Source organism: Rhodanobacter sp. TND4EL1, assembly GCF_054061035.1.
Genome location: NZ_JBSSDT010000001.1, coordinates 280,044 through 304,768, shown reverse-complemented (window position 1 = coordinate 304,768; position 24,725 = coordinate 280,044). Strand labels below are relative to the sequence as shown.

General features: G+C 62.5%; 25 protein-coding genes and 1 other RNA gene. 8 read left to right on the top strand and 18 right to left on the bottom strand.

Features of this window, described 5'->3' with window-relative positions; translation table 11 throughout:
* Positions 1–52 precede the first annotated feature (52 nt).
* The 4 genes from dnaJ to hrcA form a co-directional block, all read right to left on the bottom strand.
* Complete coding sequence (gene dnaJ / locus ACVWWQ_RS01485; protein ID WP_133950483.1) at positions 53–1,180, bottom strand: molecular chaperone DnaJ; 1,128 nt, start codon at positions 1,178–1,180, stop codon at positions 53–55.
* 114 nt (positions 1,181–1,294) lie between these two features.
* On the bottom strand, positions 1,295–3,214 hold the full coding sequence (dnaK, locus tag ACVWWQ_RS01480; protein WP_133950485.1) for a molecular chaperone DnaK: 1,920 nt from the start codon (positions 3,212–3,214) through the stop codon (positions 1,295–1,297).
* A 153-nt stretch (positions 3,215–3,367) separates the two neighbouring features.
* Positions 3,368–3,901: a nucleotide exchange factor GrpE gene (grpE, locus tag ACVWWQ_RS01475; protein ID WP_099652215.1), complete on the bottom strand. Its 534-nt coding sequence runs from the start codon at positions 3,899–3,901 to the stop codon at positions 3,368–3,370.
* An 80-nt stretch (positions 3,902–3,981) separates the two neighbouring features.
* Positions 3,982–5,052, bottom strand: a complete 1,071-nt coding sequence (hrcA, locus tag ACVWWQ_RS01470) for a heat-inducible transcriptional repressor HrcA (RefSeq protein WP_133950487.1) — start codon at positions 5,050–5,052, stop codon at positions 3,982–3,984.
* Between the two features lie 124 nt (positions 5,053–5,176).
* Between hrcA and recN the strand changes: the two genes are divergently transcribed.
* Positions 5,177–6,850 (top strand): DNA repair protein RecN, encoded by a 1,674-nt coding sequence (gene recN / locus ACVWWQ_RS01465; protein ID WP_133950489.1) that lies wholly within the window; start codon positions 5,177–5,179, stop codon positions 6,848–6,850.
* Between the two features lie 16 nt (positions 6,851–6,866).
* On the opposite strand, the gene ACVWWQ_RS01460 is transcribed toward recN, so the two are convergent.
* Positions 6,867–7,502: a response regulator transcription factor gene (locus ACVWWQ_RS01460; RefSeq protein ID WP_099652218.1), complete on the bottom strand. Its 636-nt coding sequence runs from the start codon at positions 7,500–7,502 to the stop codon at positions 6,867–6,869.
* A gap of 105 nt (positions 7,503–7,607) precedes the next feature.
* Here ACVWWQ_RS01460 and ACVWWQ_RS01455 point away from each other — a divergent pair, with 105 nt between their 5' ends.
* Entirely contained in the window at positions 7,608–9,206 is a 1,599-nt protein-coding gene (locus ACVWWQ_RS01455; RefSeq protein WP_133950491.1) for an MASE1 domain-containing protein, read from the top strand.
* Between the two features lie 302 nt (positions 9,207–9,508).
* Here ACVWWQ_RS01455 and fur read toward each other — a convergent pair whose 3' ends face one another.
* Complete coding sequence (gene fur / locus ACVWWQ_RS01450; RefSeq protein ID WP_099652220.1) at positions 9,509–9,931, bottom strand: ferric iron uptake transcriptional regulator; 423 nt, start codon at positions 9,929–9,931, stop codon at positions 9,509–9,511.
* Between the two features lie 75 nt (positions 9,932–10,006).
* Here fur and ACVWWQ_RS01445 point away from each other — a divergent pair, with 75 nt between their 5' ends.
* A complete protein-coding gene (locus ACVWWQ_RS01445) occupies positions 10,007–10,465 on the top strand; it encodes an outer membrane protein assembly factor BamE domain-containing protein (protein WP_099652221.1) in 459 nt (152 codons plus the stop codon).
* A 28-nt stretch (positions 10,466–10,493) separates the two neighbouring features.
* Here the strand turns inward: ACVWWQ_RS01445 and ACVWWQ_RS01440 are convergent, their stop codons facing one another.
* Together ACVWWQ_RS01440 and ACVWWQ_RS01435 are read right to left on the bottom strand one after the other, a co-directional pair.
* On the bottom strand, positions 10,494–10,772 hold the full coding sequence (locus ACVWWQ_RS01440) for an RnfH family protein (protein WP_099652222.1): 279 nt from the start codon (positions 10,770–10,772) through the stop codon (positions 10,494–10,496).
* Positions 10,765–11,196 (bottom strand): type II toxin-antitoxin system RatA family toxin, encoded by a 432-nt coding sequence (locus ACVWWQ_RS01435; RefSeq protein WP_099652223.1) that lies wholly within the window; start codon positions 11,194–11,196, stop codon positions 10,765–10,767. Before ACVWWQ_RS01435 ends, ACVWWQ_RS01440 begins: the two co-directional genes overlap by 8 nt.
* An 83-nt stretch (positions 11,197–11,279) precedes the next feature.
* On the opposite strand from ACVWWQ_RS01435, the gene smpB reads away from it, so the two are divergent.
* Positions 11,280–11,771: an SsrA-binding protein SmpB gene (gene smpB / locus ACVWWQ_RS01430; RefSeq protein WP_099652224.1), complete on the top strand. Its 492-nt coding sequence runs from the start codon at positions 11,280–11,282 to the stop codon at positions 11,769–11,771.
* A gap of 534 nt (positions 11,772–12,305) precedes the next feature.
* Here smpB and ACVWWQ_RS01425 read toward each other — a convergent pair.
* The 8 genes from ACVWWQ_RS01425 to ssrA all read right to left on the bottom strand — a co-directional run bounded on the left by ACVWWQ_RS01425 (position 12,306) and on the right by ssrA (position 18,006).
* Entirely contained in the window at positions 12,306–12,797 is a 492-nt protein-coding gene (locus ACVWWQ_RS01425; RefSeq protein WP_133950495.1) for a structural protein, read from the bottom strand.
* Between the two features lie 207 nt (positions 12,798–13,004).
* A complete protein-coding gene (locus ACVWWQ_RS01420; RefSeq protein WP_133950497.1) occupies positions 13,005–13,202 on the bottom strand; it encodes a hypothetical protein in 198 nt (65 codons plus the stop codon).
* 72 nt (positions 13,203–13,274) lie between these two features.
* Positions 13,275–14,444 (bottom strand): DNA-primase RepB domain-containing protein, encoded by a 1,170-nt coding sequence (locus ACVWWQ_RS01415; protein ID WP_166669751.1) that lies wholly within the window; start codon positions 14,442–14,444, stop codon positions 13,275–13,277.
* A 284-nt stretch (positions 14,445–14,728) separates the two neighbouring features.
* Positions 14,729–14,956 (bottom strand): hypothetical protein, encoded by a 228-nt coding sequence (locus ACVWWQ_RS01410; protein WP_133950501.1) that lies wholly within the window; start codon positions 14,954–14,956, stop codon positions 14,729–14,731.
* On the bottom strand, positions 14,953–15,192 hold the full coding sequence (locus ACVWWQ_RS01405) for a MerR family transcriptional regulator (RefSeq protein ID WP_133950503.1): 240 nt from the start codon (positions 15,190–15,192) through the stop codon (positions 14,953–14,955). The genes ACVWWQ_RS01410 and ACVWWQ_RS01405 overlap by 4 nt, the downstream gene beginning before the upstream one ends.
* Positions 15,193–15,295: 103 nt before the next feature.
* Positions 15,296–16,138, bottom strand: coding sequence for a hypothetical protein (locus tag ACVWWQ_RS01400; RefSeq protein WP_133950505.1), 843 nt, complete (start codon positions 16,136–16,138; stop codon positions 15,296–15,298).
* 129 nt (positions 16,139–16,267) lie between these two features.
* Positions 16,268–17,488 (bottom strand): phage integrase central domain-containing protein, encoded by a 1,221-nt coding sequence (locus ACVWWQ_RS01395; protein WP_133950507.1) that lies wholly within the window; start codon positions 17,486–17,488, stop codon positions 16,268–16,270.
* Positions 17,489–17,651: 163 nt separating this feature from the next.
* Positions 17,652–18,006: a transfer-messenger RNA gene (gene ssrA, locus ACVWWQ_RS01390) on the bottom strand.
* Between the two features lie 200 nt (positions 18,007–18,206).
* Between ssrA and ACVWWQ_RS01385 the strand changes: the two genes are divergently transcribed.
* On the top strand, positions 18,207–18,530 hold the full coding sequence (locus tag ACVWWQ_RS01385) for a c-type cytochrome (protein ID WP_133950509.1): 324 nt from the start codon (positions 18,207–18,209) through the stop codon (positions 18,528–18,530).
* 18 nt (positions 18,531–18,548) lie between these two features.
* On the top strand, positions 18,549–18,902 hold the full coding sequence (locus tag ACVWWQ_RS01380; protein ID WP_099652226.1) for a c-type cytochrome: 354 nt from the start codon (positions 18,549–18,551) through the stop codon (positions 18,900–18,902).
* A gap of 68 nt (positions 18,903–18,970) precedes the next feature.
* Here the strand turns inward: ACVWWQ_RS01380 and ACVWWQ_RS01375 are convergent, their stop codons facing one another.
* The gene (locus tag ACVWWQ_RS01375) at positions 18,971–19,579 is read right to left on the bottom strand and encodes an NfuA family Fe-S biogenesis protein (protein WP_099652227.1); all 609 of its coding nucleotides are present in this window, start codon (positions 19,577–19,579) and stop codon (positions 18,971–18,973) included.
* 155 nt (positions 19,580–19,734) lie between these two features.
* Between ACVWWQ_RS01375 and ACVWWQ_RS01370 the strand changes: the two genes are divergently transcribed.
* Positions 19,735–20,076 carry a 4a-hydroxytetrahydrobiopterin dehydratase gene (locus ACVWWQ_RS01370; RefSeq protein ID WP_133950511.1) on the top strand — a complete coding sequence of 114 codons (342 nt, stop codon included), beginning with the start codon at positions 19,735–19,737 and terminating at the stop codon, positions 20,074–20,076.
* On the opposite strand, the gene ACVWWQ_RS01365 is transcribed toward ACVWWQ_RS01370, so the two are convergent.
* Positions 20,077–21,075 carry an RluA family pseudouridine synthase gene (locus ACVWWQ_RS01365; RefSeq protein ID WP_099652229.1) on the bottom strand — a complete coding sequence of 333 codons (999 nt, stop codon included), beginning with the start codon at positions 21,073–21,075 and terminating at the stop codon, positions 20,077–20,079.
* Between the two features lie 345 nt (positions 21,076–21,420).
* On the opposite strand from ACVWWQ_RS01365, the gene ACVWWQ_RS01360 reads away from it, so the two are divergent.
* A complete protein-coding gene (locus tag ACVWWQ_RS01360) occupies positions 21,421–24,666 on the top strand; it encodes an Rne/Rng family ribonuclease (RefSeq protein WP_457383332.1) in 3,246 nt (1,081 codons plus the stop codon).
* Positions 24,667–24,725: the final 59 nt, after the last annotated feature.

Genomic DNA, 24,725 nt, shown 5'->3' with positions numbered 1-24,725 from the left:
GCAGCGCGCTCCAGTGGCTTGATCGGTGGAACCGGCCTTCGGCCAGCCAAGGTCAGGCGGTAACTTTTGACCAGAATTTCTTTACGCCATCCACCCAGCCATTGGCACGCGGCGTGTGCTTGCTGGCCTCGTTGCCGTCGAACGTGGCTTCCAGCGATTCCAGCAACTCGCGTTGCTGTTTGGTCAGGCGCACGGGTGTTTCCACCACAACGCGGCAGATCAGGTCGCCGTGGCGACTGCTGCGAACGGATTTGACGCCACGACCTCGCATGCGGAACTGGGTACCCGTCTGGGTTTCCGACGGAATGCTGATGGGCACCTCGCCGTCCAGGGTCGGCACCGGAAGTTCGGCGCCCAACGCTGCCTGCGAGAAGCGGATCGGCAATTCGCAGTACAGATCGTTGCCCTCACGCTGGAAGATCGCGTGTTCACGCACCTGCACTTCCACGTACAGATCGCCGGCCGGCGTGCCAGCTGGGCCTGCTTCGCCCTGCCCGGTCAGGCGAATCCGGTCACCGTTGTCGACGCCTTCGGGGATCTGCACCGACAACGTGCGGGTTTCCTCGATGCGGCCTTCGCCGTGGCATTTCTTGCATGGCTTCTCGATGGTCTGGCCGCTGCCGCCGCAATGCGGGCACGCCTGCTGGATCGAGAAGATGCCGTTCTGCATGCGTACCTGGCCGTGGCCATGGCAGGTTTTGCACTTGCTGACCTTGCCGTCTTCCGAACCACTGCCGTTGCAGTGGTGGCAATTCACCTGGCTGGGTATCTCGATCTGCCGGCTCACGCCGAACACCGCTTCCTCCAGGTCCAGTTCCATGATGTAACGCAGATCGGCGCCACGACGAGCACGCCCGCGCCCGCCACCGGCGCGACCAAAGATGTCGCCGAAAATGTCGCCGAAAATGTCACCGACGTCGCCAAAGCCCGCACCGCCGCGCCCGCCCATGCCTTGCTCGAAAGCGGCGTGACCGTGCTGGTCATACATCGCCCGCTTCTGGGCATCGGAAAGCACTTCGTAGGCCTCTTTGGCCTCCTTGAACTTGTCTTGCGCAGCGGGATCGTCCGGACAGCGATCCGGATGGAATTTCATCGCCAAACGTCGGAACGATTTCTTCAGTTCGACTTCGGTGACGCTGCGCTCCACGCCCAGCACTTCGTAGTAGTCACGTTTGCTCATTGATACATCCACACTGCCTGTCACACCCCTGCCCAGCACTCAGCAAACAGCCCACGCCAGGAGAATTCCCGGCGCGGGCTGGACCATCGGCGCGGCCGATGACGATGCCGAAGATTACTTGTCGTCTTTCACTTCGGTGAACTCGGCGTCCACCACGTCATCCGGCTGCGCCGAACCACCGCCCGGCGCGGACTGCGCACCAGCGTCAGCTTGGGCACCACCCTGGGCAGCCGCGTACAGCGCCTGCGCCACCTGCTCCAGCTTCTCGACCTTGGACTCGATCGCGGCCTTGTCGTCGCCATCCTTGACCTTTTCCAGATCCGACAGCGCGCCCTCGATGTTGCTGAGCTGATCCGCCGGCACCTTGTCACCGTGTTCCTTCAACGCGCTGCGGGTGGCGTGCACCAGCTGGTCGGCCTTGTTGCGCGTGCCCACCAGTTCATGGAACTTCTTGTCTTCTTCCTTGTTGGCCTCGGCGTCGGCGACCATGCGCGAGATCTCGTCCTCGGACAGACCCGAGCCGGCCTTGATCTCGATCTTCTGTTCCTTGCCGGTCTTCTTGTCCTTGGCCGACACGTGCAGGATGCCGTTCGCATCGATGTCGAAGGTGACCTCGATCTGCGGCATGCCGCGCGGTGCCGCGTCGATGCCCTGCAGGTCGAACTTGCCCAGTGACTTGTTCGCGCTGGCGCGCTCGCGCTCGCCCTGCAGCACGTGCACGGTCACCGCGGTCTGGTTGTCGTCGGCGGTGGAGAAGGTCTGCCCGGCCTTGGTCGGCACGGTGGTGTTCTTCTCGATCAGCTTGGTCATCACACCGCCCATCGTCTCGATGCCGAGCGACAGCGGGGTCACGTCAAGCAGCAGCACGTCCTTGACCGAGCCACCCAACACGCCACCCTGGATCGCCGCGCCCACGGCAACCGCTTCATCGGGGTTGACGTCCTTGCGCGGGTCCTTGCCGAAGAAATCCTTGACCGACTCCTGCACCTTGGGCATGCGGGTCTGGCCGCCGACCAGGATCACGTCGTCGATGTCGGACACGCGCAAGCCAGCGTCGTTCAACGCGGTGCGGCACGGCTCGATGGTGCGCTTGACCAGGTCTTCCACCAGCGCCTCGAGCTTGGCCCGGGTCAGCTTGATGTTGAGGTGCTTCGGGCCGGAGGCATCCGCCGTCACGTACGGCAGGTTCACGTCAGTCTGATGGTTGGAAGACAGCTCGATCTTCGCACGCTCGGCGGCGTCCTTCAGGCGCTGCAGCGCGAGCGGATCCTTGCGCAGGTCGATGCCCTGCTCTTTCTGGAATTCCTCGACCAGGTAGTCGATGACGCGCATGTCGAAGTCTTCGCCACCGAGGAAGGTGTCGCCATTGGTGGCCAGCACTTCGAACTGCTTCTCGCCGTCGACTTCGGCGATCTCGATGATGGACACGTCAAACGTGCCGCCACCCAGATCGTAGACGGCGATCTTGCGGTCGCCGCCCTTCTTGTCCATGCCATAGGCCAGCGCAGCCGCGGTCGGCTCGTTGATGATGCGCTTGACGTCCAGGCCGGCGATCTTGCCGGCATCCTTGGTCGCCTGGCGCTGGCTGTCGTTGAAGTACGCAGGCACCGTGATCACCGCCTCGGTGATCGTCTCACCGAGATAATCTTCGGCGGTCTTCTTCATCTTCATCAGCACCTTGGCAGCGATTTCCTGCGGCGCCATCTTCTTGCCGTCGGAGGTCTGCACCCAGGCGTCACCGTTGTCATGGGCGATGATGGTGTAGGGCACGATGTGCAGGTCTTTCTGCACTTCGGCATCGGTGAACTTGCGGCCGATCAGGCGCTTCACCGCGTAGAACGTGTTCTTCGGATTGGTCACGCCCTGGCGCTTGGCCGAGGCACCGACCAGCACTTCGCCATCCTTGTTGAAGGCGACAATGGATGGTGTGGTGCGATCGCCTTCCGAGTTCTCGATGACCTTGGCCGAGGTGCCGTCCATGACGGACACGCAGGAGTTGGTCGTACCCAAATCGATGCCGATGATCTTGCCCATGTGTAATCTCTCCAGATTTTTTTGCGGCCCCCGCGGCCGCGATGGTTTTCAGATGGGGGTCTGCTCGGGCGATTCAATGCCGGCAGGGCCCCGAATGTCATTCCGCATGCCTCGTGGAGGCGCCGTTCAGCCAGGCGCCAGCGAGGTGACCGCTCAGTCTTTCGCCACCGCCACCAAGGCCGGACGAAGCAGGCGGTCATTCAGCACATAACCCTTCTGCAGCACACTGACCACGGTGCCCGGCGCCTGACCGGCCGCATCAACGATGCTCACCGCGTGGTGGCGCTCGGGATCCAGCGGCTGGCCCAGCGGATCAACCTGCGACATGCCGTTGCTCTCGGCGACCTTGAGCAACGCTTTCAGCGTCAGGCCCAGGCCTTCACGGATCGAAGCCACATCCCCGCCCTCGGTCGCCAGCCCGCTTTCCAGTCCGTCGTACACCGGAAGCAACTCGCCGAGAAGCTTTTCATTGGCGAAACGGCGGGCCTGTTCCAGATCGCGATGCAGGCGGCGGCGCTGATTCTCCAGCTCGGCATGCTCGCGCAGGACGGTTTCGCGCAGCTCGGCGTTGCTCGCCTCGAGCTCGGCCACCCGCGCCTGCAAGGCTTCCAGTTCCGGGTTGGCCGCCTCGGCGAAATGGCCCTCGGCTGGGACGTCGCCCGACGAATGCGGATCGTTGTTCTGCATGTTCACTCCAAAGGATTGTCGTGGCCGGCACGGATGCCGACCGCCCATAATAATGCGAGAAACCCCGCCTCCCGCAGCGGCTATAGGGTCGTGGCGGCGCGATTCAAGGCATCACTGAGCAATCCGGCCGTGGCCTGCACCACCGGAATCACCCGTTCGTAAGCCATCCGGGTGGGCCCGATCACGCCGACCGCCCCCAAAACCCGTCCCTGCGCGCCATAGCTGGCTGTCACGACACTGCATCCATCCAGCGCGGTAAAGCCGGACTCCTCGCCAATGAACAGGCGCATGCCTGGTGCCCGGGCGCAGACCTCCATCAGCTGCAGCAGTTCGTTCTTCTGCTGAAACGCCTCGAACAGCTCTCGCATGCGCTGCATGTCGGCCAGCTCGGCGTAACCCATCAGATTGGTCTGACCGCTGACCAGCATGTCCGGCCCGGTCGGACCATCCGCCGTCGGACTGAACGAGGCGGTGGCCAACTCCACGGTGCTGGCCAGCAGCTGGTTCAGCTCGCTGCCCGCCTTGCGCACCTCGGCCAGCAAGTGGGCACGGATGTCGTCGACCCGAAGGCCGGCAAAATGACTGTTCAGATAGTTCGCCGCGCGCTCCAGCTCACTGCCGTCCAGAGGCTTGGCCAGTTGCACGATGCGGTTCTGCACCTGATTGTCGCTGAATACCAGGATCACCAGCACCCGGGCATCCGGCAACGAGACAAAATCGATATGCCGCAACGGGAAATCGGCCTGTCGTGGCACGGTGACCACGCCGGCGAACCGGGTCATTGCCGACAACAGGGTGGAAACGTTGCCGAGAAGATCGCGCGTCGTCGTCGGCCCCGGCGGCAGCTCACGCTGCAAACGGGCCATGTCGGCCATGGGTAACGGCCGCAGTTCGATCAGGCTGTCGACAAACAGGCGCAGGCCGCGTGGTGTGGGCACCCGCCCCGCCGAAGTGTGCGGCGAGGCAACCAGGCCGGCATCTTCCAGGTCGGCCATGATGTTGCGGATGGTTGCCGCACTGACATCAAGCCCGGAGGAACGCGACAGCGTCCGTGAGCCCACCGGCTCCCCGTCGATCAGATATTGCGCAATGAGCGTACGCAACAGATTGCGAGCGCGTGCGTCGAGTTCGTGGCCTTGCCGGTTTGTCATGCTGTGTGTTGCAGTCCGTGAGACCACACAGAAATAAGGTCTGCACGCGCGCCTTGCAAGTGAAACGTATCCAGTCGCTCCCGGCCTCCCGCTACAATCACGCCACTCCCCCATCAAGCCAGCCATGCTCACTTCGCTCTATGTCCGTCATTTTGCCGTTGTCGAAGCCGCCGAAGTGGTCTTCGGCCCCGGCCTCACCGTGGTCAGCGGCGAGACCGGTGCCGGCAAGTCCTTGCTGGTCGACGCCCTGATGTTGCTGGCCGGGGCACGCGCCGACAGCGGCATGGTTCGCGCCGGCAGCGATCGGGCGGAACTGGCCGCCGAGTTCGACCTGAGCGACCTTGCCGAGGCCCGGGCATGGCTGGCACGCGAAGAGCTGGACGAAGACGATGGCTGCCAGTTGCGCCGGGTGATCCGCGCCGAAGGCAGTTCCAAGGCATGGATCAATGGCCGACCGGCCAATGCCCGTCAACTCGGCGAGTTGGCATCGCTTCTGGTCGAAATCCACGGGCAGCACGAGCATCAGGCGTTGCTGTCGCGGCCCCACCAGATGACTTTGCTGGATGCGTATGCCGGTCATGACGAACTGCTCGCGCAAGTGCGCGACAGCGCCATGCAGTGGCGGGAACTGGCCGGGCGTATGCGCAAGCTCAGCGGTGGCGACGACCGGGACCAGCGCATCGAGCTGTTGCGCCACGAAATCGAGGCGCTCCAGGCGTGGTCGCTGCCGCAGACCGAACTGGGCGAACTGGAATCCAGCCACAAGCGGCTGGCCAATGCGGGCAGACTGGTCGAAGGCAGCGCCGCAGTATTGGAACTGCTGGATGGTGAAAGCGAATTCGCACTGCGCCGCGCGTTGATACGCGCGCATGCGGAGCTTGCCAAGCTGGCCGTGCTGGATGACAAGCTCGCCCCCTTGATGGATCTGCTGGACAACGCAGCCATCCAGCTGGCTGAAGCATCGGACGGGCTCGGGCGATACGGGCAGGATGTCGACCTCGATCCGGAGCGTTTCAGCGAAGTGGACAACCACCTCGCGCGACTGCACGAACTTTCACGCCGGCATCGCCTGCCCGCTGCCGAACTGCACGACAAGCTGGCCGAATTGCGCACCGAACACGACGAACTGGAAGGTGCCGGCGACGCCCTTGAAGTTCTGGCGGCACAAAGCAGGCAATGGGAACTCACCTACGCCGAGGCAGCCGCCCGTCTCAGCAAGGCGCGTTCGACAGCGGCGAAGAAGCTCGGCGAAGAGGTCAGCGTACTCATGGGCGAGCTCGGCATGGCCGGTGGTCAGTTGCAGATCGAACTGGAATCCGCAACCGCCATCGACCCTGATCCGCTGGGCCGCGAACGCTGCGAATTTCTGGTCAGCGCCAATCCGGGCCAACCGCCTCGCGCCTTGCGCAAGGTGGCATCAGGCGGCGAGCTGGCTCGCATCAGCCTGGCCATCGAGGTCGCCACGCTCGGCAAGGACACCGTCGGAAGCATGATTTTTGACGAGGTGGATACCGGCATCGGCGGCGCCATCGCCGAAGTGGTTGGCCAGAAGTTGCGGGCGCTCGGCGCGCAGCGGCAGGTCCTGTGTGTCACTCATCTGCCTCAGGTCGCCGCGCAGGGGCACGCGCACCTGCGCGTCAGCAAGCACAGGGATGATGACTCCACCCGTACCCGAATTGAAAAGCTTGACGCCGCCGGTCGCCGCGACGAACTGGCACGCATGCTTGGTGGCGTGGAAATCACCCGGGAAACGAAAGCTCACGCCAAGCAGATGCTGGAACGCGCGCAAGCAAGTTGAGCGCGCCCATGGTGCGTCACGCTGCCGGTGCGAGCAGCCCGCGCTCCGTGGCCATCCGGTAGAGATCCAGCTCCGACCCTGCGCCCAACTTGCCCATCAGGCTGGCGCGGTGGATGTAGATCGTTTTCTGGCCAATCCCCAGTTCAGCCGCCACCTGTTTCGGCGTGAGCCCACCTGCCAACAGCAGAAAGACTTCCCGTTCGCGCGTAGTCAACCGATTGACCGGATCCAGTGCCTCGCTCGGCCGTTCCGCCCGGCGTTGACGCAGATCGGAGCTCAGGAAACGCTCGCCCTCCATCACCGCTCGCAAACCAGCGACCAGCTCTTCGGGCGCGACACCTTTGGTGACATAGCCGCAGGCGCCCCGACGAAGCGCCTCGGACACGTACGGCTCTCCGTCATGCATGCTCAACACCACGATGCGGGCTTCCGGGTGCACGCTGAGCAGATGCTCGATCAGCGGCAAGCCGCTGCCATCCGGGAGCGAAAGGTCCAGCGCCACCAAGTCGGGGCGCCAGTGGCCGACGGCCTCGACCGCATCGTCGGCACTGCGACATTCGGCCACCACCTCAAGATCCGGCTCCATCTCAATGAGCCGCTTGAAGCCTTCGCGAACAATGGCGTGGTCATCGACCAGAACGATTCTGTACATCCACCTACTTTACACAGAGCGGCGACTGTTCTGTACACCGGATCAGCCACCGGGCACCCGCCGCCGGCAAACACCGCGCAAGGTGCGCATGTAACATCCCCGCCCATGCGCTTACGACCAATGCACCTGCCCGATTCCGGACCTGCGATTGCCGCGGGCTATTTGCTGCTCTGGCTGCTGCTCTGGTCGACCGTGCAACCGTACTGGATGCTGCCGTACGGCTTGCGCTTTGGTGCCTTGCTGCTTACGCCGGTTCGCTACTGGGGCTGGCTTCTGGGCGCGGAACTGGCCGCAACCTCGGGCGTCGCACTCACCCATGGCATGCCGCTGGGCTGGGCGGGTTTTGCTCTCGATGAAATCCCCGAGCCGCTGGTGATGGCCGGTGGTCTGTGGCTATTGCGGCGGTTCAATCTCCACGCGAGCCTGCAAAGCCCGCAGGAGGTGACGCGGCTGTTGCTTTCCGTGGTCCTGGTGGTTGCCGCCACCACCGCCGTGGATGCCGCCTTGCTGGCGCTGGTCAGCACGTCGGGTTCACCCGAATTGATGGCGCGCATGCTGGGCGAGGAATTGCTGAGTCAGTACCTGGGCATTCTCCTGATCGTCCCGTTGATGATCATGCTGCTGCGTGCCCGTATCGAGCGCCGTGCGCTGGCCAGCCTGATCATGGATGGCCTGCTGGTCATGCTGCCCTCGATGACGATTCTGCTGGTTTTGTCCGAGCAGGCCGCGCCGCAACCCCAGTTCGCCAGAGTGCTTTCACTGGCGCCCGTGCTGTTCTTCGCATTCCGTCACGGCTGGCGAGGAGCCAGCCTGGCCATGCTGATCACCAGCTTGGGCATGACCCTGGTTGACCAGCACCTGGGCCACGCACCGACGACCGCCGCAGCCTATTTGTTCCTGGCCGTGGCGGGCACCGGAGCGCTGATGCTCGGCTCGGCAACGGATGCCCTGCGCCGAAGCAGCGCACGCGTGGCCGAACAGAATGTCTACCTTGGCGCAGTCAACCGTCGTCTCGATCAGCTCGCCCACCAATTGCGCGACGCCGCGCGCGGCAACCTGCAGGCAGACGAAAACCAGCGCCGCCACCTGGCGGCCGAACTTCACGACGAACTGGGTCAGAACATCACCGCAATCCAGACCCATGTGAAATTGGCCCAAGCCCGGCTTCACCAAGCCGGCATGGAAGACATCAGCGCATCAATCAACGCCATCCTTGCGCACATGCGGCGAGCCTTGCACCGCCTGCTGGATGACCTGCGCCCCGCCGTACTGGACGAATTCGGGCTGCTTCGTGCACTCGATGAAGGCCCGATAAGAGACCTGCTGGGTGCCGCAGGCATGGCTTATCACACCCAGTTGCATGGCGACCCCCGCCTGCTGGACGACGATACCCGGACCGCGATCTATCGCTTGGTGCAGGAAAGCGCGACCAACGCGGTCAAGCACGCGAGAGCCAGTGAATTCAGGCTGCGCCTGCGCATCGGCGAGCGCCAAGGCGTGGCCATAGCCGTCATGGAGGTGCGGGACGATGGCGCCGGCCTGCCCAGCCGGCTGCCTCGCGGTGGCCGCGGCCTGCAAGGCATGCGTGACCGGGTCACCTCATTGGGCGGCCAGTTTCGACTGCGCCCGGCCACAGCGGGCGTCCATCTGCGTATCTTGCTGCGCAGCAGCAATGGAATATCAGAAGATTCACGTTCCGACTAGGAATTTTTCCAATACCACAAACGTGAAACTCTCGTTACGATCAATCCATCGATGTGGGGGAGCCGCCATCGCAAGATGGTGGATCAGGGTCGCCGTGGGGACGGTGGCTCTGAAACAACGGCAGGATGCCGTTTCGCCGCTACCTGGCGGAGTCACGAGGCAAGCGCGAACCATTCGCCATGCCGATCGACAGGTAGGGGAGCAGCCGCGGGCGGACAGGAGTCCTCCTCGCGGCTTTTTTATGTCTGCGATTCGGCTTTCCTGCCCTGGGGTGCCGGTGACCGCATCCCAGGTCGATCTGCTCAGCCTTTCCGGCTGCGGTTCTTCGGCCTCACGTAAAGCACCAGATTGTGGTCTTCGATCACATAGCCGTGCTTGGCGGCAATTTCATGCTGGAGGCGCTCGATCTCCTCGCTGACGAACTCGATGACCTTTCCGCTGTCCACATCAATCATGTGGTCGTGATGCTTGCCACGATCAAGTTCATAAACCGCCTGACCACCTTCAAAATTGTGCTTGACGATGATGCCCGCAGCCTCGAACTGGGTCAGCACCCGATACACGGTGGCCAGCCCGATGTCTTCCTGGTGAGAGAGCAGCTTCTTGTAGACATCTTCGGCACTGAGGTGCTGCACGCTGTCTTCGTCGAAGATCTGCAGGATGCGCATTCGGGGGTGCGTCACCTTGAGGCCAACCCTGCGCAGCTCTCTGGTTTCCTGTTCCATGCCCTACTCCCGCACACGGCGTTCTTGAGCCGGTAGTGTATCATCCGACACCTTTACGATCCGGACGCAACACGCATGCAAAAGCTGATTACCCTGCTGGTTTTGGCGATGCTGGCGCTTTCTGTCGCTGGCTGCCACATCGTCTACAAGCCCGACGTGCAGCAAGGCAACCTGCTGGACAAGAAGACCGTGGATCAGCTCAAACCCGGCATGACCAAGCACCAGGTGCTGGTCCTGATGGGGACGCCCTCGGTCAACACGCCGTTCGATCAAAGCCGCTGGGACTATGTCTCGACTTTTTCCCACCGTGGCGCCCCGATGAAGGTGCGTACTTTCACGCTCACCTTCAATAACGACACCCTGGTGCGCACCGAAGGCGACTTCTTCGCGCAAGATGCCCAGCAGTTGGTCAAGGACAGCAAGAAGTACAACGCGGGCTACCCGGCCACCGAGACCGAGGGCGACAAGAGCACGTCGCCCAACGACAAGAAGAACGACGGCGGGTTCGGTCAGGGCAGCAACGACGGCCATTGATCGGCCGGCATGCCCCGGTGGACCTGACTCAACGGGCACGTCGTCGACGCGCCTCCATCGGATCAAGCAGCAGGGGGCGATATATTTCGACCCTGTCGCCGTCCCGCAACACCTGATCCGGCGCCACCTTGCGTGAAAACACGCCCAGGCGCGCCGGATCAATCATGCCTTTGGGGAGTACATCGGCAATCCCGGAGGCATCAATCGCCTGGCTCACCGTAGTGCCTCGGGCAACTTCGATTCGCCGCAACACGGCATGTTCCGAGCCTGCGCAAACCACTTCCACGTGGATCGTGACGTCACCCATAGACTCGTTCGGCCTCGCGGCAGAAATCGTCCACCATGCGCCCCGCCAGTCCCTGGAAACCAAGCTTCAAGGCGCTGCCGCCGAGTCGACCGGCATAGTCGAAATCCAGCGCGAAGGCGACCTTGCAACCCGCATCGCCAAGGGCCGTGAAATCCCATACACCTTCGAGGGCACGGAACGGACCATCGACCAGATCCATTCGCAAGCGTCGAGGCGGATCAATGGTGTTGCGTGTAGTGAAACTCTGCCTGAACCCGGCGAACTTGAGATCAAGCCGCGCCACCAGCGCGTTGTCCGAGCGCTCCAGAATCTCGGCACCAGCACACCAGGCGAAGCGCTTTGGGTATGCTTCCACCTCATTGACCAGGTCGAACATCTGCGTCGGCGAATATTTCACCAGCGCACTGCGACGAATTTCGATCACGGCAACCTCTTCACATCAAGCTCGATCCAGCCTCACATGTGGGCTGATCGGCATCAGGGCAACAAGGCCCGAGTTTAACGGACATGGCAAAGACCAAGGACAAAGACAAGAAAGGCGGGGGAACCATCGCGCTGAACAAGCGCGCGCGTTTCGAATACCACATCGACGAACGTTTCGAAGCAGGCGTGGCGTTGCAGGGCTGGGAATTGAAGGCCTTGCGCGCAGGACGCATCAACTTCGGCGACAGCTATGCCGTCGTGCTGAAGAACGAGATCTTCCTTGTCGGCACCTCGATCCCGCCACTCATCAGTGCCTCCACGCATGTCATCGCGGAAGATCGACGTACCCGCAAACTGCTGCTGCATCGCAAGGAAATCGACCAGCTCGTCGGCGCCGTCGAGCGCAAGGGCTATACCTTGGTTCCAACCGCGATGTACTGGAAAGGCAACAAGGTGAAAGTCGAGATCGGCCTCGCCCGCGGCAAGCAGGAACACGACAAGCGCGACACAGAGAAGCAGCGCGATTGGCAGATCGAAAAGCAGCGCACCATGCGCTCGCACAATCGCGCGGCTTGAATCCAATGTGACGTCAAAGAAAAACCCCCGATCACTCGGGGGTTTTCAATTGGGGTGGCGTCTATTGAACTGTTGCCGGCAGGCCTTGCTCCGCAAGGGTTGCGCGAAATACATGATTGCGGTTACCCCCAAAGTTACCCCCAAACTGCACCTGCTACCCCTGTTTCAGGTGCCATTCGCCCGCCCGCAATCTCCCCTACTTTGCGGCAGTCGACCTTGTCGTAACCTTGCCGTTGTTCTGGGCGGCCTTGGGGTGATCTTGGAGTGCTGGCGCGCGTGACGTGCCCTCCACACCGCCTCGCAAAACCTGTCAGTTCATCACTACGCGCTCGCCCCCAGTCAGGCAGTTAACGCACAACTTGCTCTTCACGTTGCCGATCGTGGCCGTAACCCATTCCCGTCCAGCGCATCGGGGGCACTGCGGATCATTTCGCACCCGTATCTTGCGCAGACGCTTCCGCACCTGTTCCTGCTTGGTGTCTGGCGCTTCGGTTCCCGGTATCAAGTAGAGCTTGCGCATCGCGTGAACATACCTCACAAACCGGCAAGCACGAATGCTTCGGAATCCTGCTCGCGGAGTGCCTGCAAATTAATGAGCTGGCCGCGATTGTCCACGAATCTATCAATCGGCAGTTGGCCCTTGCGGTACAGCCTGCCACGGATCACGCCGAGCACGTCATCCTGTACCGATGCGGGCTGGCCTTTGAGCCATTCGGTGTAGGTTGTGTCGGCTGGAACCTGCCCATTCATGCTGGCGCGCATTCCCGGCTTCAGCCCATTCAACCGCATCTGCTCGGCAGACTTCAGCACAAAAGTAAAGGTGCACCGGCAATTGCGATGAATCTTCCCTGGGCCGCGCCCCCATGCCAATGAATGGCCGATGGGCTCAAATTCCAGCGTATAGCGCAGCCCATCGCGAATGGCGCATTTCAGGCATGTGTGCGAATCAAGGGTTGCCAGCCATTGGTATCCCGCCAAGATGTCAGCGTTCGCGCGAGCATTCTCGATCATTTTGGAGTTTGTCACGATGTGTCCTGCTCCCGCATCGCTATAGGGCCAACACCGGCGGGGCACCGCCCCACGTCAGCGCACTCTACTTCGCACTACTTTAGCGATGGACAGAAACTATTGTCACAACGCGCGGCGTCAAGTCGCTCTGTGTCAAGGTTTTGGCTTGGATCGGTTGCGCATCGCGTGACGCGCGCGATGCTGGCGGAATCGCCGCAGGCATCATCAGGCGCGTTCACGTCGCCACTGTTCGGCCAGCCGTTCGCGCGTGTGCCATGCCCAGCGGCGGAACGGGACCACGTATAAGGCGCAGCCGTCCAGGTCGAAGCGGCGGATGCAGCCATCGCGGTTGTTCCATCCGGGCGCGCGGTCGGCAGCGGCCAGCGCATGCAGCACGTCGGCAGGTAGCGGGGTCTTTTGCATGATGGTCGGTTCCGTCGGCAATTCCTTGGGCCAGTGCGCCTAGAGCCCCTCAAGTGCTTACAAGCCTGTTAATTACTTAGGGGTGTACTTTTTCGGGACTGGCGCAAGGTCACCTTTTCGGGACTGGCGAAACTGCGGCAGCCACTGCGGCGCGATGGCGAACAGGTCCGGCTTGCGGCCGTGCTGCGTGTTACGCCCCTCGCGCACATGCTGGAGGATGCCCGCTTGCACTGCCAGCGCGCGATGGCGGTAGAACGTGTCTTTCTTGGCGAAACCCGGACGCCTGTCGAAGTCTGACCACGCCAGCGCGATGTTGCCATTGTTGCTGCCGTTGAAGCGACGGAATGCGGTCAGGATCACGTCATGCGCCGGTGGCGGTAGCGCCAGCCATTGCGGTGAATCTAGCAGCGCATGGGGCAGCGCCGCATAGCCCTGCGAACCATAGGCCGATGCGCGCGCGGCGATGGTGTCCACTTCGGTTGCACACAATGGCGGCCGGCAGCGTTCGGCGTTGACCCGTTGCAGCCGGTTGTTCACGGCATCGGCGGGGTGGCCTTTCTGTACCAGTCCGCACGCCAGCAGGAACAGGGTTTCATTGCGCTGGCCTTCGGTGATGGTGTCAGGCAGCGCGCGCGGCTTGGGCACTTGCGGCACGGACGCGTCCAGCCCAAAGGCGGCGACAAACTCCGCATGCGTGTAACGCGGCCCATCGCGCAGGTCGGCAATGCGGACCGGATACTGCGCGCGCTTGCGATGCTGGAAACTGGGCAAGCGCATGACGCGCGGCAAGTCGCACACCTTGGCATCGGCGGCGAAGCGTTCGGCCAGCGCCCGTTGCACGCCTTTGAATGCGCCCAACGGCGCCCCATCAATCCACCAGTACGCATGCCAGCGGCTGGGCGATGATTCAATCACGGCATGCGGCGGCAGTGGCGCGGACTGGACCGGGACGATCGGTGCGCCATCCAGGTCGACAAAGTACGCGCGAACGCGTTGCACGTTGGCGGCCTTGCGGCCATTGCCATCGCCTTCGTTCACCATGACAAAGACCCCGGCCCCATTGGCGTTCAAGCTCGCCAACGTTGCGGCGTGTTCGGCCAGCGTCCCATGCAATATGCGGTTCAAGTTGCGGCGCCCCTGTCCGCTATCGTCGAAGGTCTGGAAGCTGAAGCACCCACCCAACGCGTGCAGGAACGTGTCCGCGTCCATTCGCTCTGCGTCCAGTCTTTCAGCCGCGCCCATGTGCGTATTCCTGTAAATGGCGGGCATCAGTGCCTGGGCAAGGGGAAGGCAAGGGGTCGGCATGGCGTGCGCCTCCCAGATCGACGGGCGCGCCTTTCAGCGCTCTATCAGTCCAGAACCCCTGCCTGTTCTGCATCCATCCGGCCACTTCCATTTCCGCGACGGTCAGACAGTGCCGGCTAACGGCATGATCGCCATAGCGGTGATGGTCGAAGGCGCGTTCGCAGGTGAAGTACAGCCCGCGGGCGGTGCATTGGCAGCGGCAACCGCGCAACGTGGGGTAATCATGCGGCTGCATGGCGTCCCCCTTCGGCAAGCGCCGCGTACGCCGCGTCCAGCAGATCGCTGGCTCCCACCATGCCCAGCGCTGGCCAGACAGTTGCCAGTGAATAGCGCGCCAGTTGTGCCCGCGCGGCGTCGATTGCGGCGATGGTCAGGATATGCGCGCTGGCCTGCTCTGCCGCACAAATCAGCGGCGCCCCTTTTTTGGGGGTCCGGAATGTACGCGTCATGCGGCTTTCTCCACCGCCATGGCTTCGATAAGCGCGCGTATATCTTCCGCTCGCCATGCCGTGATGCGCGCGCCTAGGCTACGGGTAGGTTGCGGGTAGCGGCCAGCGCGGACGCCCGCCCACCAAGTCGATTTGCTGACCGGGATGATGGCGGGGCTACCGGGGTCGGTCGCGGTGGACGGCTTGCCGATGATTTGCAGCAGGCGGAGGAACCCTGTTTCGGGGATGGCGTGCATTGCGGCGTTTCCCTGTGCTGTGAAGTACAGGGAGCAATGCTGGAGACGGTGGACATGGTGTTGCTGCTATTGCAGTCGGCATCGCTGCTATTGCAGTGAAAAACTACTTCACCCTACGGCTATCCATTGCTTCAGACACCGCTTTCAGGTGTTCGCTAATGGTACGCGCGGAGAGCTTCACGCCCTTGGCATCCAACATCGAAGCAATGGCTTCTCCGGCCTTGTAGTGTTGGCCTAGATCTAATTTCGCTGCGTCCGCAAGCGCCCCGATGATCGTTAGCAGCGTGGTGCGTTGGCGGGTGTCCAGGGGCATGTCCGAACGCTCGCGGCCGTTGCGTGGCTTCGGTTGATTAGCCGGCCCGGACGTTTCCACACGCGGCGTGACAGGCTGCGTCGAAGCGTTTGCCATCTTTTCGATATCCTCGGATTGAAACCAGAGTTCCTGTAATTTCTGGGGCGGGCATCGGTGACCCGTGGTTTCCCCACGATCCAGCAACACGAATTTGACCTGTGGATTACCGTTGTCATCAAGTGGAACCGGAGAACGATCGTGCTCCCACCAGCTTGGCGGCGTAACTCCTATACCCGGAAAGTACCCTCGCTGTGCCGCCGACCTGACGCACCAAGGATCAACACGAAGAAAGCCACAAAGCAAATACACTGCTGCGTACCCGGTAACGGTGTGTGACGTTTCTTGCTTCGTCCATTCGCAAAAGTCATCGCTGCCTTCCCAAGCGTCCAAGGTTCGACCATCTTTCAAATATGTGGGTTCGTCGCTATCCCATCGCGAATATAGGGAGATCCCTTCGCTTCCCCCGCTAAGCCCCACACCTACCCCGTCCAAGGTTGCCAAAAAGGCACGCTCGCTGGCTCGCAAGTATGCGTGAAGGTCGCGCCAGCCGCCGAATTCAAGGGCTTGTCGCAAACCTTCGTCGTCGGTATTCAAGCGAATGGCACTTTCCGCCCACGTGAGAAAACTGCGCACTGCGCACACCCCTGCGCCCTCAATAGGTGCCGCGCCAGCCGGGGAAGGTGCCCAGTTTTCGGAGATCAGCCTAGGCGCAGCGTGAACGTGTCAGCCTGCCTTGCGCTGCATCGGTACGACGTTGCCGCCCACCTTCAATTTGTCCAGATAGTCCGCCCATGCCGCCATCATCTTGCGGCGTTCTGGCAGGTGCGCGGTGCGGTTGTACGCGCGCCCGTTCGGGTCTTTCACCGCGTGCGCCAGTTGGTGCTCGATGTAGTCGGGCCGGAAGTGCAGCACTTCATCCAGCACCGTGCGCGCCATCGCCCGGAAACCGTGGCCGCTCATTTCGCCGGTGGCATAGCCCATGCGGCGCAGTGCCGACAAAACCGCGTTGTTGCTCATCGGCCGCTGCGGACTACGCGCGCTGGGGAATACATACCGCCCCTGCCCGGTCAGTGGATGCAGCTCGCGGAGGATCGCCACGGCTTGCGGTGACAGCGGGACTAGATGCGGCTCGCGCATTTTCATTTTCTCGGCGGGGATGTTCCACTGCGCGCCGTCCAGATCGAACTCCGCCCATTCGGCTTGGCGCAGTTCACCCGGCCGCACGAATACCAGTGGGGCCAGCCGCAGGGCGCACTTCGTCACCAGTGAACCGTTATAGGCGTCCATCGCGCGCAGTAGCCCGCCAATCGCGTTCGGTTCGATGATGGCGGCAAGGTGCGTTTGCTTGACTGGCGGCAATGCGCCGCGCAGATCAGCAGCGGGGTTGCGTTCGGCGCGTCCGGTGGCGATGGCATAACGCAACACCTGCCCGCAGTTTTGCAACACGCGGTGTGCGGACTCGACCGCGCCACGGTCAACAATGCGATTGACCATCGTCAGCAGTTCCTTTGCCGTGACGTCGGCAATCGGCCGCTTGCCCAGCCACGGAAACACGTCGTTCTCCAGCCGCAGCATGATCCGGCTGGCGTGCAACTCCACCCATGTTGCCGATTGCTTCGCGTGCCACTCGCGCGCCACCACTTCAAAGCTGTTCGCCGCGCGTTCCTCGCCGGCAGCTTTCGCGGCCTTGCGCTGTTCGCCCGGATCGACGCCAGCGGCCAGCAGCTTGCGCTCCGCGTCGCGCTTGTCGCGGGCATCCTTCAGGCTGGTATCGGGGTAAGTGCCCAGTGACAGCAGCTTTTCCTTACCCCCGGTGCGGTACTTCAAACGCCACCAGCGCGAGCCGTTCGGATTCAGCAGCAGATACAGGCCGCCGCCGTCCGCGAGCTTCTGCGGCTTGTCTGCGGGCTTGGCATTGCGGATGGCGGTGTCTGACAGTGGCATGGGGGTAACACCTTGTGGGGGTAAGCCTGTTACCCCTGAAGTTACCCCCTGTTACCCCCGGATGGCAATGGACGGGGTTGGACAGCATCAGGCACAAAAAAGGCCAGAACCGTTGCTATTGCTAGGGTTGCCGGCCTTCGTTGGACTGCGTTGGAGCTTGAAATGGTGGAGGTGGCGGGAGTCGAACCCGCGTCCGAAGGCGTTAAATGCCCGGATCTACATGCTTAGCTCACCGTTCGATCTCGTTCCGCGACAAGTACGGTGGGCAAAACGCACCGCGGAACCAGCCTGATTGATTTAGCCTAGAACCGCCAGGCGGCAGCGTTCGGCGATCTCATGATAATGACCCTACACCGACAAGCATGAGCACAAGTGGGTTCGGGGCTTACGCCTTAAGCGGCGAGAGCGTAGTTGTCGTCGTTGGCAACTATGAGTTTGCTGCTGGATTAACGAGGAAAGCTGCCCCCTCGGCATGCACCAAGTCATCTCACTACCCCCGTCGAAGCCAGGACACCCCCGGGGAAAACGATCTGACCAACGCAGTATATGGGGGCGACAGTCACAACGCCAATGCCGTGCGAGGAAATGATTCCTGCCGCAAGCGCGCGCTGCGATCATTGATCTCCATCAAGCCCAGTGTTGTTAGGTCGTTCATGCAACGTCTATACTTCGGGGCTTGCAAGATCCCGTATCCGTCGCACTCGTGGGAAAGACCTCGATGACTCGATTGCATTTGCTTGGCCTGGTTGTGGCCTCTGCCCTGTTCGCTACCGCGAGCGCCCATGCCGAAGGCGACAAGGCCGCCGGCCGCAAGCTGATCTATACCTGCGCAGGCTGCCATGGCGTGCCTGGTTATACGAACGCTTATCCGCAATACCCGGTGCCCAAGATCGCCGGCCAGAATGAGCAATACATCGTCAATGCGCTGCACGGTTACAAGGCTGGCGACCGCAAGCACCCCACCATGGATGCGCAGGCGCAGAGCCTGTCCGATGCGGATATCCAGAATATCGCCGCCTATCTCTCCAGCCTCGCCAAGTAGTCGCCAAGGATTTCACGCATGAATCGTGTGCTTACCCTGCTTTCCGTCGGCGCCGTGCTGGCGTTTTCATCCACCCAGTTGCTGGCCAACGGCAATGCCGAGAACGGAAAGCAGAAAGCTGCAACCTGTTTCGCCTGTCATGGCGCCGATGGCAATTCGGTCGATCCGCAGTATCCGCGCCTGGCTGGTCAGTACAACCTGTATCTGCAGCGCGTGCTGCACGAATACAAGAATGGCGAACGCGACAACCCGATCATGAAGGGCATGGTCGCGACCCTTTCCGACCAGGACATCGAAGACGTTTCCGCGTACTTCTCCAGCCTGCCGACCAAGCTGGACACCCTGAAGGGCCATATCGGCGGCGACAAGTAAGCCGCGTTGCCCTGCCTGCGAAAAGGCCCGCTTGCGCGGGCCTTTTTCATGGGCGACGAATCGATGAATCAGGCAATCGCCGACTTGCCTTCGGCCTTGCTGTAGTAAGGCTTCTCTCCGCCGGCGTGATCGGTGGCATCGCGCACCGCGGTAATCTCCGGCACCCGCTCACGCAGCGTCTTTTCGACGCCCTGTTTCAGGGTCACGTCGACCATGCCGCAACCATGACAGCCACCGCCAAACTGAAGCAGCACCACTCCGTCAGCATCGACTTCAAGCAAACTCACCCTGCCGCCATGTGAAGCAAGTTTCGGATTGACCTCGGCATCCAGCACGTAGCGCACGCGCTCGATCAGACCTGCCTCCGCGCCCGGAACGTCTCCCTTGATCCTTGGTGCGCGGATATTGAGCTGGCCACCGGTGGCATTCGGCTCGAAGTCGATGCTGGCGCTGTCGAGCCAGCTGGCACTGTCGCCATCGACATGGAAATCGAACCCGGCACACTCGATCGTCCACTCGCCACCAGCCAGGTCGATCGGCTCGCAGAACTCGAGCTCGCAGTTGGCCGCGGGCGTACCAGGCGCCGTGACCCGCAAGCGGATCCCCAGCCCGTCGATGCCCTGCTGTGAAAGAAGGCGCAGAAAGTGCTGCTGCGCGCGCTCGGAAATATCAATCATGCATCGCTCCAAAAACCGCTTGTGCCGATGTCAGCCATCGTGCTGACGAAACAGCACCATTTTAGTACTGTTTCCACTTTTCTGTGCACTTTGACTTTTGCTCGCACAACTTCGACGCTTCCCGCCTGCCACTTCCCATACCGCTGGAGACATCCATGAATGCCAACGACCTCTCGACCAAGCATTGCAAACCATGCAAGGGCAAGGAACATGCGCTGAGTGGCGCCGACACCAGGGAGCTGTTGCAGCGGCTCCCCGGCTGGCGTATGGGCGATGACGGCAAGTCCATCGCGAAAGACTTCAAGTTCCAGGACTTTCACCACACGCTGGGATTCATCAACGCAGTCGGCTTCATGGCCAACCAGGAGGACCACCACCCGGATCTGGAAGCGGGCTACGGCCACTGCCAGGTGTTGTGGTCGACTCACGACGTGGGTGGGCTCTCGCTCAACGACTTCATTTGTGCTGCACGCGTCGAGGCCCTGCTGGCCCGCTGATCAGAAATCCGTGCGGGATTTCTCGCGGGTATAGATCAGGCGCTTGCCCTTGACTGCAAGGGTATCGAGGAAATCCTTCAAGTCCTGCGGCAAGGGTGCGGAGAAGCTGTAGGCGCGCCCGTCCAGGTCGAAGCTCATGTGCGCAGCGTGCAGGAACATGCGTTCCAGTCCCATTTCGCGATAACGCTTGTTCATTTCCCGATCACCGTACTTCGGGTCACCCGCCAGCGGGTGCCCGATGTGTGCCGCATGCACGCGGATCTGGTGCGTACGGCCGGTGCCCAGCGTGGCCTGCATCAAACGTGCGCTGGGGTATTGCTCCATCTCGCGGAAGAAGGTCAACGACGGCTTGCCATGATCGGCGACCCTTACCATCCGCTCGCCGCCCTGCAGCACCGACTTCAACAGCGGTGCATTCACGTCGAACTTGGCCTTGGAAGGGTGGCCCAGCATCAGGCACAGATACTGCTTGCTGACTTCACCGGCGCGGATCGCCGCCTGCAGACCGGTCAGGCCCGCTCGGGTCCGGGCGAACACCAGTACGCCGCTGGTATCGCGATCCAGTCGATGAACAAGTTCCAGGTGCTCCTGCGGCCTGGCCGCACGCAGCAGCTCGATGGCGCCATGACTGACGCCGCTGCCACCGTGACTGGCCACGCCCGAGGGCTTGTCCACGACCAGAAAGTGCTTGTCTTCGAAGATGATCGCGTCGGCAACCGACGCCACCAAGCCCTTGGCGGGAGCGCGAGCCTCCGGTCTTTCGGCCACCCGCACGGGCGGAATGCGCAGCGTATCGCCATCCGTGAGACGTGTATCCGGCTTGGCCCTTTTGCCATTGACGCGCACCTGGCCGGTACGCAAAAGGCGATAGATCATGCTCTTGGGGACGCCTTTGAGCAGAGTCATGAGCGCGTTGTCGATCCGCTGACCATCCCGCTCGGGGCCGATCACGACTTGACGTACACCTTGAGGTGCGTCAGGGGAAGTTGCCGTCTGCATTGAAAAAAACCTGCTGAAATAGGATACTCCGCGAGCGCCACATGCTGCCCATCGAAGTCTGGATCGGGTCGTGTGCCACCCCGTCACGTCGGCGAGGATTGCTCCGGTTGCCAAGCGGCGATCGATGGCGACTCCCTTTCATCGTAACGGTTTGGGCCGCTGTTTGTACGAAGCCCTTGCGGCTTCGTGGCGGCAGGTGCAGCTGACCGAATCATCCCGACACCCGAAACGGTGCCGGCTTTTTTGCCGCTTTACCGCAGCGGCGCGATCCCCGGCAGGCCGCCACAGTGGCGCCACCGCGGCACGCGACGCGCGGCCAAGCCGAGGATTACCACCATGAAACGTATGTTGATCAACGCGACTCAGCGTGAAGAGTTGCGCGTGGCCATTGTCGATGGCCAAAACCTGTATGACCTGGACATCGAAATCCCTTCGCGGGAACAGAAGAAGTCCAACATCTACAAGGGTCGAATCACCCGGGTCGAAGCTTCACTGGAAGCCTGCTTCGTCGAATATGGCGCAGAGCGCCACGGTTTCCTGCCGCTCAAGGAAGTTTCCCGCGAGTACTTCACCGCGGGCCTGGATCCGCACAAGTCCAATATCCGCGAACTGATCAAGGAAGGTCAGGAAGTCGTGGTGCAGGTGGAGAAGGAAGAGCGCGGCAACAAGGGCGCCGCCCTGACCACCTTTATCAGCCTGGCCGGCCGCTACATGGTGCTGATGCCCAACAACCCCAAGGCTGGCGGCGTTTCCCGCCGGATCGAGGGTGAGGATCGGCAGGCACTGAAGGAGGCGCTGGACCATGTCACCGTGCCGGACGATGTCGGCCTGATCGTTCGCACCGCCGGGCTCGGGCGCGACGCCGAAGAGCTGCAATGGGACCTCGATTACCTGCTTCAGTTGTGGAAATCGATCTCCGAAGCCGCTGGCAAGCAGAAGGCCCCGTTCCTGATCTACCAGGAATCGAAGCTGTTCATTCGCGCGCTGCGCGACTACCTGCGCAGTGACATCGGCGAGATCCTGATCGACGACGAATTGCTGTACAACGATGCCCGCGACTTCATGCAGCAGGTGATGCCGAACGCCCTGCGCAAGCTCAAATTGTACAAAGATGACACCCCGCTGTTCACCCGCTACCAGATCGAAACGCAGATCGAGAGCGCATTTGATCGTCAGGTGCGCCTGCCATCCGGCGGCTCCATCGTGATCGACCAGACCGAAGCGCTGACCGCGATCGACGTGAACTCGTCGAAGGCGACCAAGGGCAGCGACATCGAGGAAACCGCGTTCAACACGAACTGCGAAGCGGCTGTGGAAATCGCCCGCCAGGCGCGTATCCGCGATGCCGGCGGCCTGATCGTGATCGACTTCATCGACATGGACAGCCCGCGCCATCAGCGTGAGGTGGAAGACCGCCTGAAGGATGCGCTCAAGCTCGACCGCGCTCGTGTGCAGATCGGTCGCATCTCCCGCTTCGGCCTGCTTGAGATGTCGCGCCAGCGTCTGCGCCCGAGCCTCGGCGAAGCAACCCAGATCACCTGCCCGCGCTGTGAAGGCCACGGTCATATCCGTGGCGTGGAATCGCTGTCGCTGTCGACCCTGCGTCTGATCGAAGAACATGCAATGAAGGACAACACCGGCCAGGTGCTGGTGCAGGCGCCGTCCAGCGTGGTCAACTTCCTGCTCAACGAAAAGCGCGCCAGCGTGGTCGAGATCGAACTGCGCCACAAAGTGCACGTGATGATCGTCGCCGACGAAAAACTGGAAACTCCGCATATCGAGATCCAGCGCATCCGCGAAGCGGACATGGGTGAACACAGCAAGCCCAGCTACGAAATGCTGACCGCGGTGGAAACCGCCGAGCTGCCGAAGATGGGCCAGGCCCTGGGCAGTGGCGAACAGCCGGCCGTGAGTGGTGTTCTTCCGGCAAGCCCGGCACCGGTACGCGAAGAAGTCGTTGCCGCGCCGGCACCGAGCCAACCGACCGCACCACGTCGCAAGCCAGCCAGTGCCGCAGCAACAACCCGCAGTGCTCCGGCGGGCGGCGTCATTGCGCGCCTGCTGGGCTGGTTCCGCAGTACCGAAGCGCCTGCAACAGCGCCCTCCCCGGCTCGCAACGAGAGCAGCAGCGACAGCGGCAACCGTAATCGCCGCGATGAACGCGGCAACCGTGGCGGCAATGCCGCCAACGGCAACTCGGGCCGCCAACCGCGCCGGGAGCCGACCCAGCAGCAGGGCTCGCCCAAGTCGGCCGCCCAGCAGCAGGCACGCAGCAACCGCCAGCGCAACAACGAAACCCAGTCGCGCCCGGCACAGCAGGCCCAGTCTCAGTCCGCCAAGGCGGAGCGTCAGCCCAGGGCAGCCGGTGCCGAGAACGCTCCGTCGGCTCGCGGCGAGCGCAAGCCAAACACACAGCAATCGCCGAAAGCCGAGCGCGCGCCACGTCCCGCCGCCGAGCCGCGTCCAGCAGCCGTCGCCGCCGTCGCGACCGACGAGACTCCGAAAGACACCGAGCTGTTGCTGACGCCAGCCACCGAGACCAAGCCGCCACAGGCTGACGACAGCACGGCAGACACCGAAGCGGGCCAGTCTCGTCGTCGTCGCGGCCGTCGTGGCGGCCGCCGTCGGCGTCGTCATGATGAAACCGGCGACAACGGTACCGATATCAGCAGCGAGCAGGCCGAAGCGCTCGACGATGAGGATCGCGACGAAAGCACGGCGGCCGCGAAGTCGGCAGCAGCTCCAGCGCGCACCAAACCTTCAGTCGTGGACTCGGCTCCGGTGGACGTCGATTCCAGCAAGGCTGCGGCTGAGCCCGTCCGTGCACCTGTCAGTGAAGCGACGGACCGACCACCGGTCAAAGAACGTCCGGCCCGCGACGTGGCTGACGAGCACTCGACGCCAGCGACCTCCGCCGCCGTCAGCTCGGTAGCCGCCTTCAACCTGCCGACTCTGCCGCCGATTCCTGCTCACGACGAAGCCGCTGCTCCGCACCGCGAGCCCGAACCGCATACCGTCAAAAGGGATGTTGTCGAAGCCAAGCCTGCTGCGGCGTTGCCAGAGACGGCGGTCACCCGGCCTCCGAGCGAAAAGACGGCAGAAAGGAAGGCTGAGCCGGATGCGCCGAAGGCATCCCACTCCGTGCCGGCAGAAGCACCGACATCGGCACCAGACGCGGGGCATCCGGCACCGCATGCCGTAGATACCGTTGTCCAAGCCCCGTCGGAACCGGCTGCCGCGCAGCCGCCCGTCAGAGCAGCAGCTCCGGCAATGGCTGTCTCGGCGCCCGCAACGACTACGACTCCGGCCGAAAAGCCGAATCCGACTTCCTCGGTCGCGCCTGGCTTCCCTAACACCGATGCGCCCGGCAGCAAGGCGGAAAGCGTGGCAAGCGCTTCTTCACCGAATGGGGAGGCCGTTGTTGCCAATCCGGCCGTCGCCAGCGATGCACCCAACGCGGTTCCGCAGCCCAAGCAAGGCGACTTGCTCGGCCTCAACCACGGCCCCACGCCGGTGAATGAAAAGCTGGCTGGACAGGTGGCAGAGAAACCGGTCACGGACTTGCACGACAAGGACGACGCCAAGAGCTGATCCGCTACAAAAAAAACCGGACGAAAGTCCGGTTTTTTTTGAGCCAGGAAACGGCAAGC

What these genes read in the sequence shown, in the direction of transcription:
- dnaJ (WP_133950483.1), bottom strand. Translation starts at nt 1,180, where the DNA reads ATGAGCAAACGTGACTACTACGAAGTGCTGGGCGTGGAGCGCAGCGTC.
- dnaK (WP_133950485.1), bottom strand. Translation starts at nt 3,214, where the DNA reads ATGGGCAAGATCATCGGCATCGATTTGGGTACGACCAACTCCTGCGTG.
- grpE (WP_099652215.1), bottom strand. Translation starts at nt 3,901, where the DNA reads ATGCAGAACAACGATCCGCATTCGTCGGGCGACGTCCCAGCCGAGGGC.
- hrcA (WP_133950487.1), bottom strand. Translation starts at nt 5,052, where the DNA reads ATGACAAACCGGCAAGGCCACGAACTCGACGCACGCGCTCGCAATCTG.
- recN (WP_133950489.1), top strand. Translation starts at nt 5,177, where the DNA reads ATGCTCACTTCGCTCTATGTCCGTCATTTTGCCGTTGTCGAAGCCGCC.
- ACVWWQ_RS01460 (WP_099652218.1), bottom strand. Translation starts at nt 7,502, where the DNA reads ATGTACAGAATCGTTCTGGTCGATGACCACGCCATTGTTCGCGAAGGC.
- ACVWWQ_RS01455 (WP_133950491.1), top strand. Translation starts at nt 7,608, where the DNA reads ATGCGCTTACGACCAATGCACCTGCCCGATTCCGGACCTGCGATTGCC.
- fur (WP_099652220.1), bottom strand. Translation starts at nt 9,931, where the DNA reads ATGGAACAGGAAACCAGAGAGCTGCGCAGGGTTGGCCTCAAGGTGACG.
- ACVWWQ_RS01445 (WP_099652221.1), top strand. Translation starts at nt 10,007, where the DNA reads ATGCAAAAGCTGATTACCCTGCTGGTTTTGGCGATGCTGGCGCTTTCT.
- ACVWWQ_RS01440 (WP_099652222.1), bottom strand. Translation starts at nt 10,772, where the DNA reads ATGGGTGACGTCACGATCCACGTGGAAGTGGTTTGCGCAGGCTCGGAA.
- smpB (WP_099652224.1), top strand. Translation starts at nt 11,280, where the DNA reads ATGGCAAAGACCAAGGACAAAGACAAGAAAGGCGGGGGAACCATCGCG.
- ACVWWQ_RS01420 (WP_133950497.1), bottom strand. Translation starts at nt 13,202, where the DNA reads ATGCAAAAGACCCCGCTACCTGCCGACGTGCTGCATGCGCTGGCCGCT.
- ACVWWQ_RS01415 (WP_166669751.1), bottom strand. Translation starts at nt 14,444, where the DNA reads ATGGGCGCGGCTGAAAGACTGGACGCAGAGCGAATGGACGCGGACACG.
- ACVWWQ_RS01410 (WP_133950501.1), bottom strand. Translation starts at nt 14,956, where the DNA reads ATGACGCGTACATTCCGGACCCCCAAAAAAGGGGCGCCGCTGATTTGT.
- ACVWWQ_RS01405 (WP_133950503.1), bottom strand. Translation starts at nt 15,192, where the DNA reads ATGCACGCCATCCCCGAAACAGGGTTCCTCCGCCTGCTGCAAATCATC.
- ACVWWQ_RS01395 (WP_133950507.1), bottom strand. Translation starts at nt 17,488, where the DNA reads ATGCCACTGTCAGACACCGCCATCCGCAATGCCAAGCCCGCAGACAAG.
- ACVWWQ_RS01385 (WP_133950509.1), top strand. Translation starts at nt 18,207, where the DNA reads ATGACTCGATTGCATTTGCTTGGCCTGGTTGTGGCCTCTGCCCTGTTC.
- ACVWWQ_RS01380 (WP_099652226.1), top strand. Translation starts at nt 18,549, where the DNA reads ATGAATCGTGTGCTTACCCTGCTTTCCGTCGGCGCCGTGCTGGCGTTT.
- ACVWWQ_RS01375 (WP_099652227.1), bottom strand. Translation starts at nt 19,579, where the DNA reads ATGATTGATATTTCCGAGCGCGCGCAGCAGCACTTTCTGCGCCTTCTT.
- ACVWWQ_RS01370 (WP_133950511.1), top strand. Translation starts at nt 19,735, where the DNA reads ATGAATGCCAACGACCTCTCGACCAAGCATTGCAAACCATGCAAGGGC.
- ACVWWQ_RS01365 (WP_099652229.1), bottom strand. Translation starts at nt 21,075, where the DNA reads ATGCAGACGGCAACTTCCCCTGACGCACCTCAAGGTGTACGTCAAGTC.
- ACVWWQ_RS01360 (WP_457383332.1), top strand. Translation starts at nt 21,421, where the DNA reads ATGTTGATCAACGCGACTCAGCGTGAAGAGTTGCGCGTGGCCATTGTC.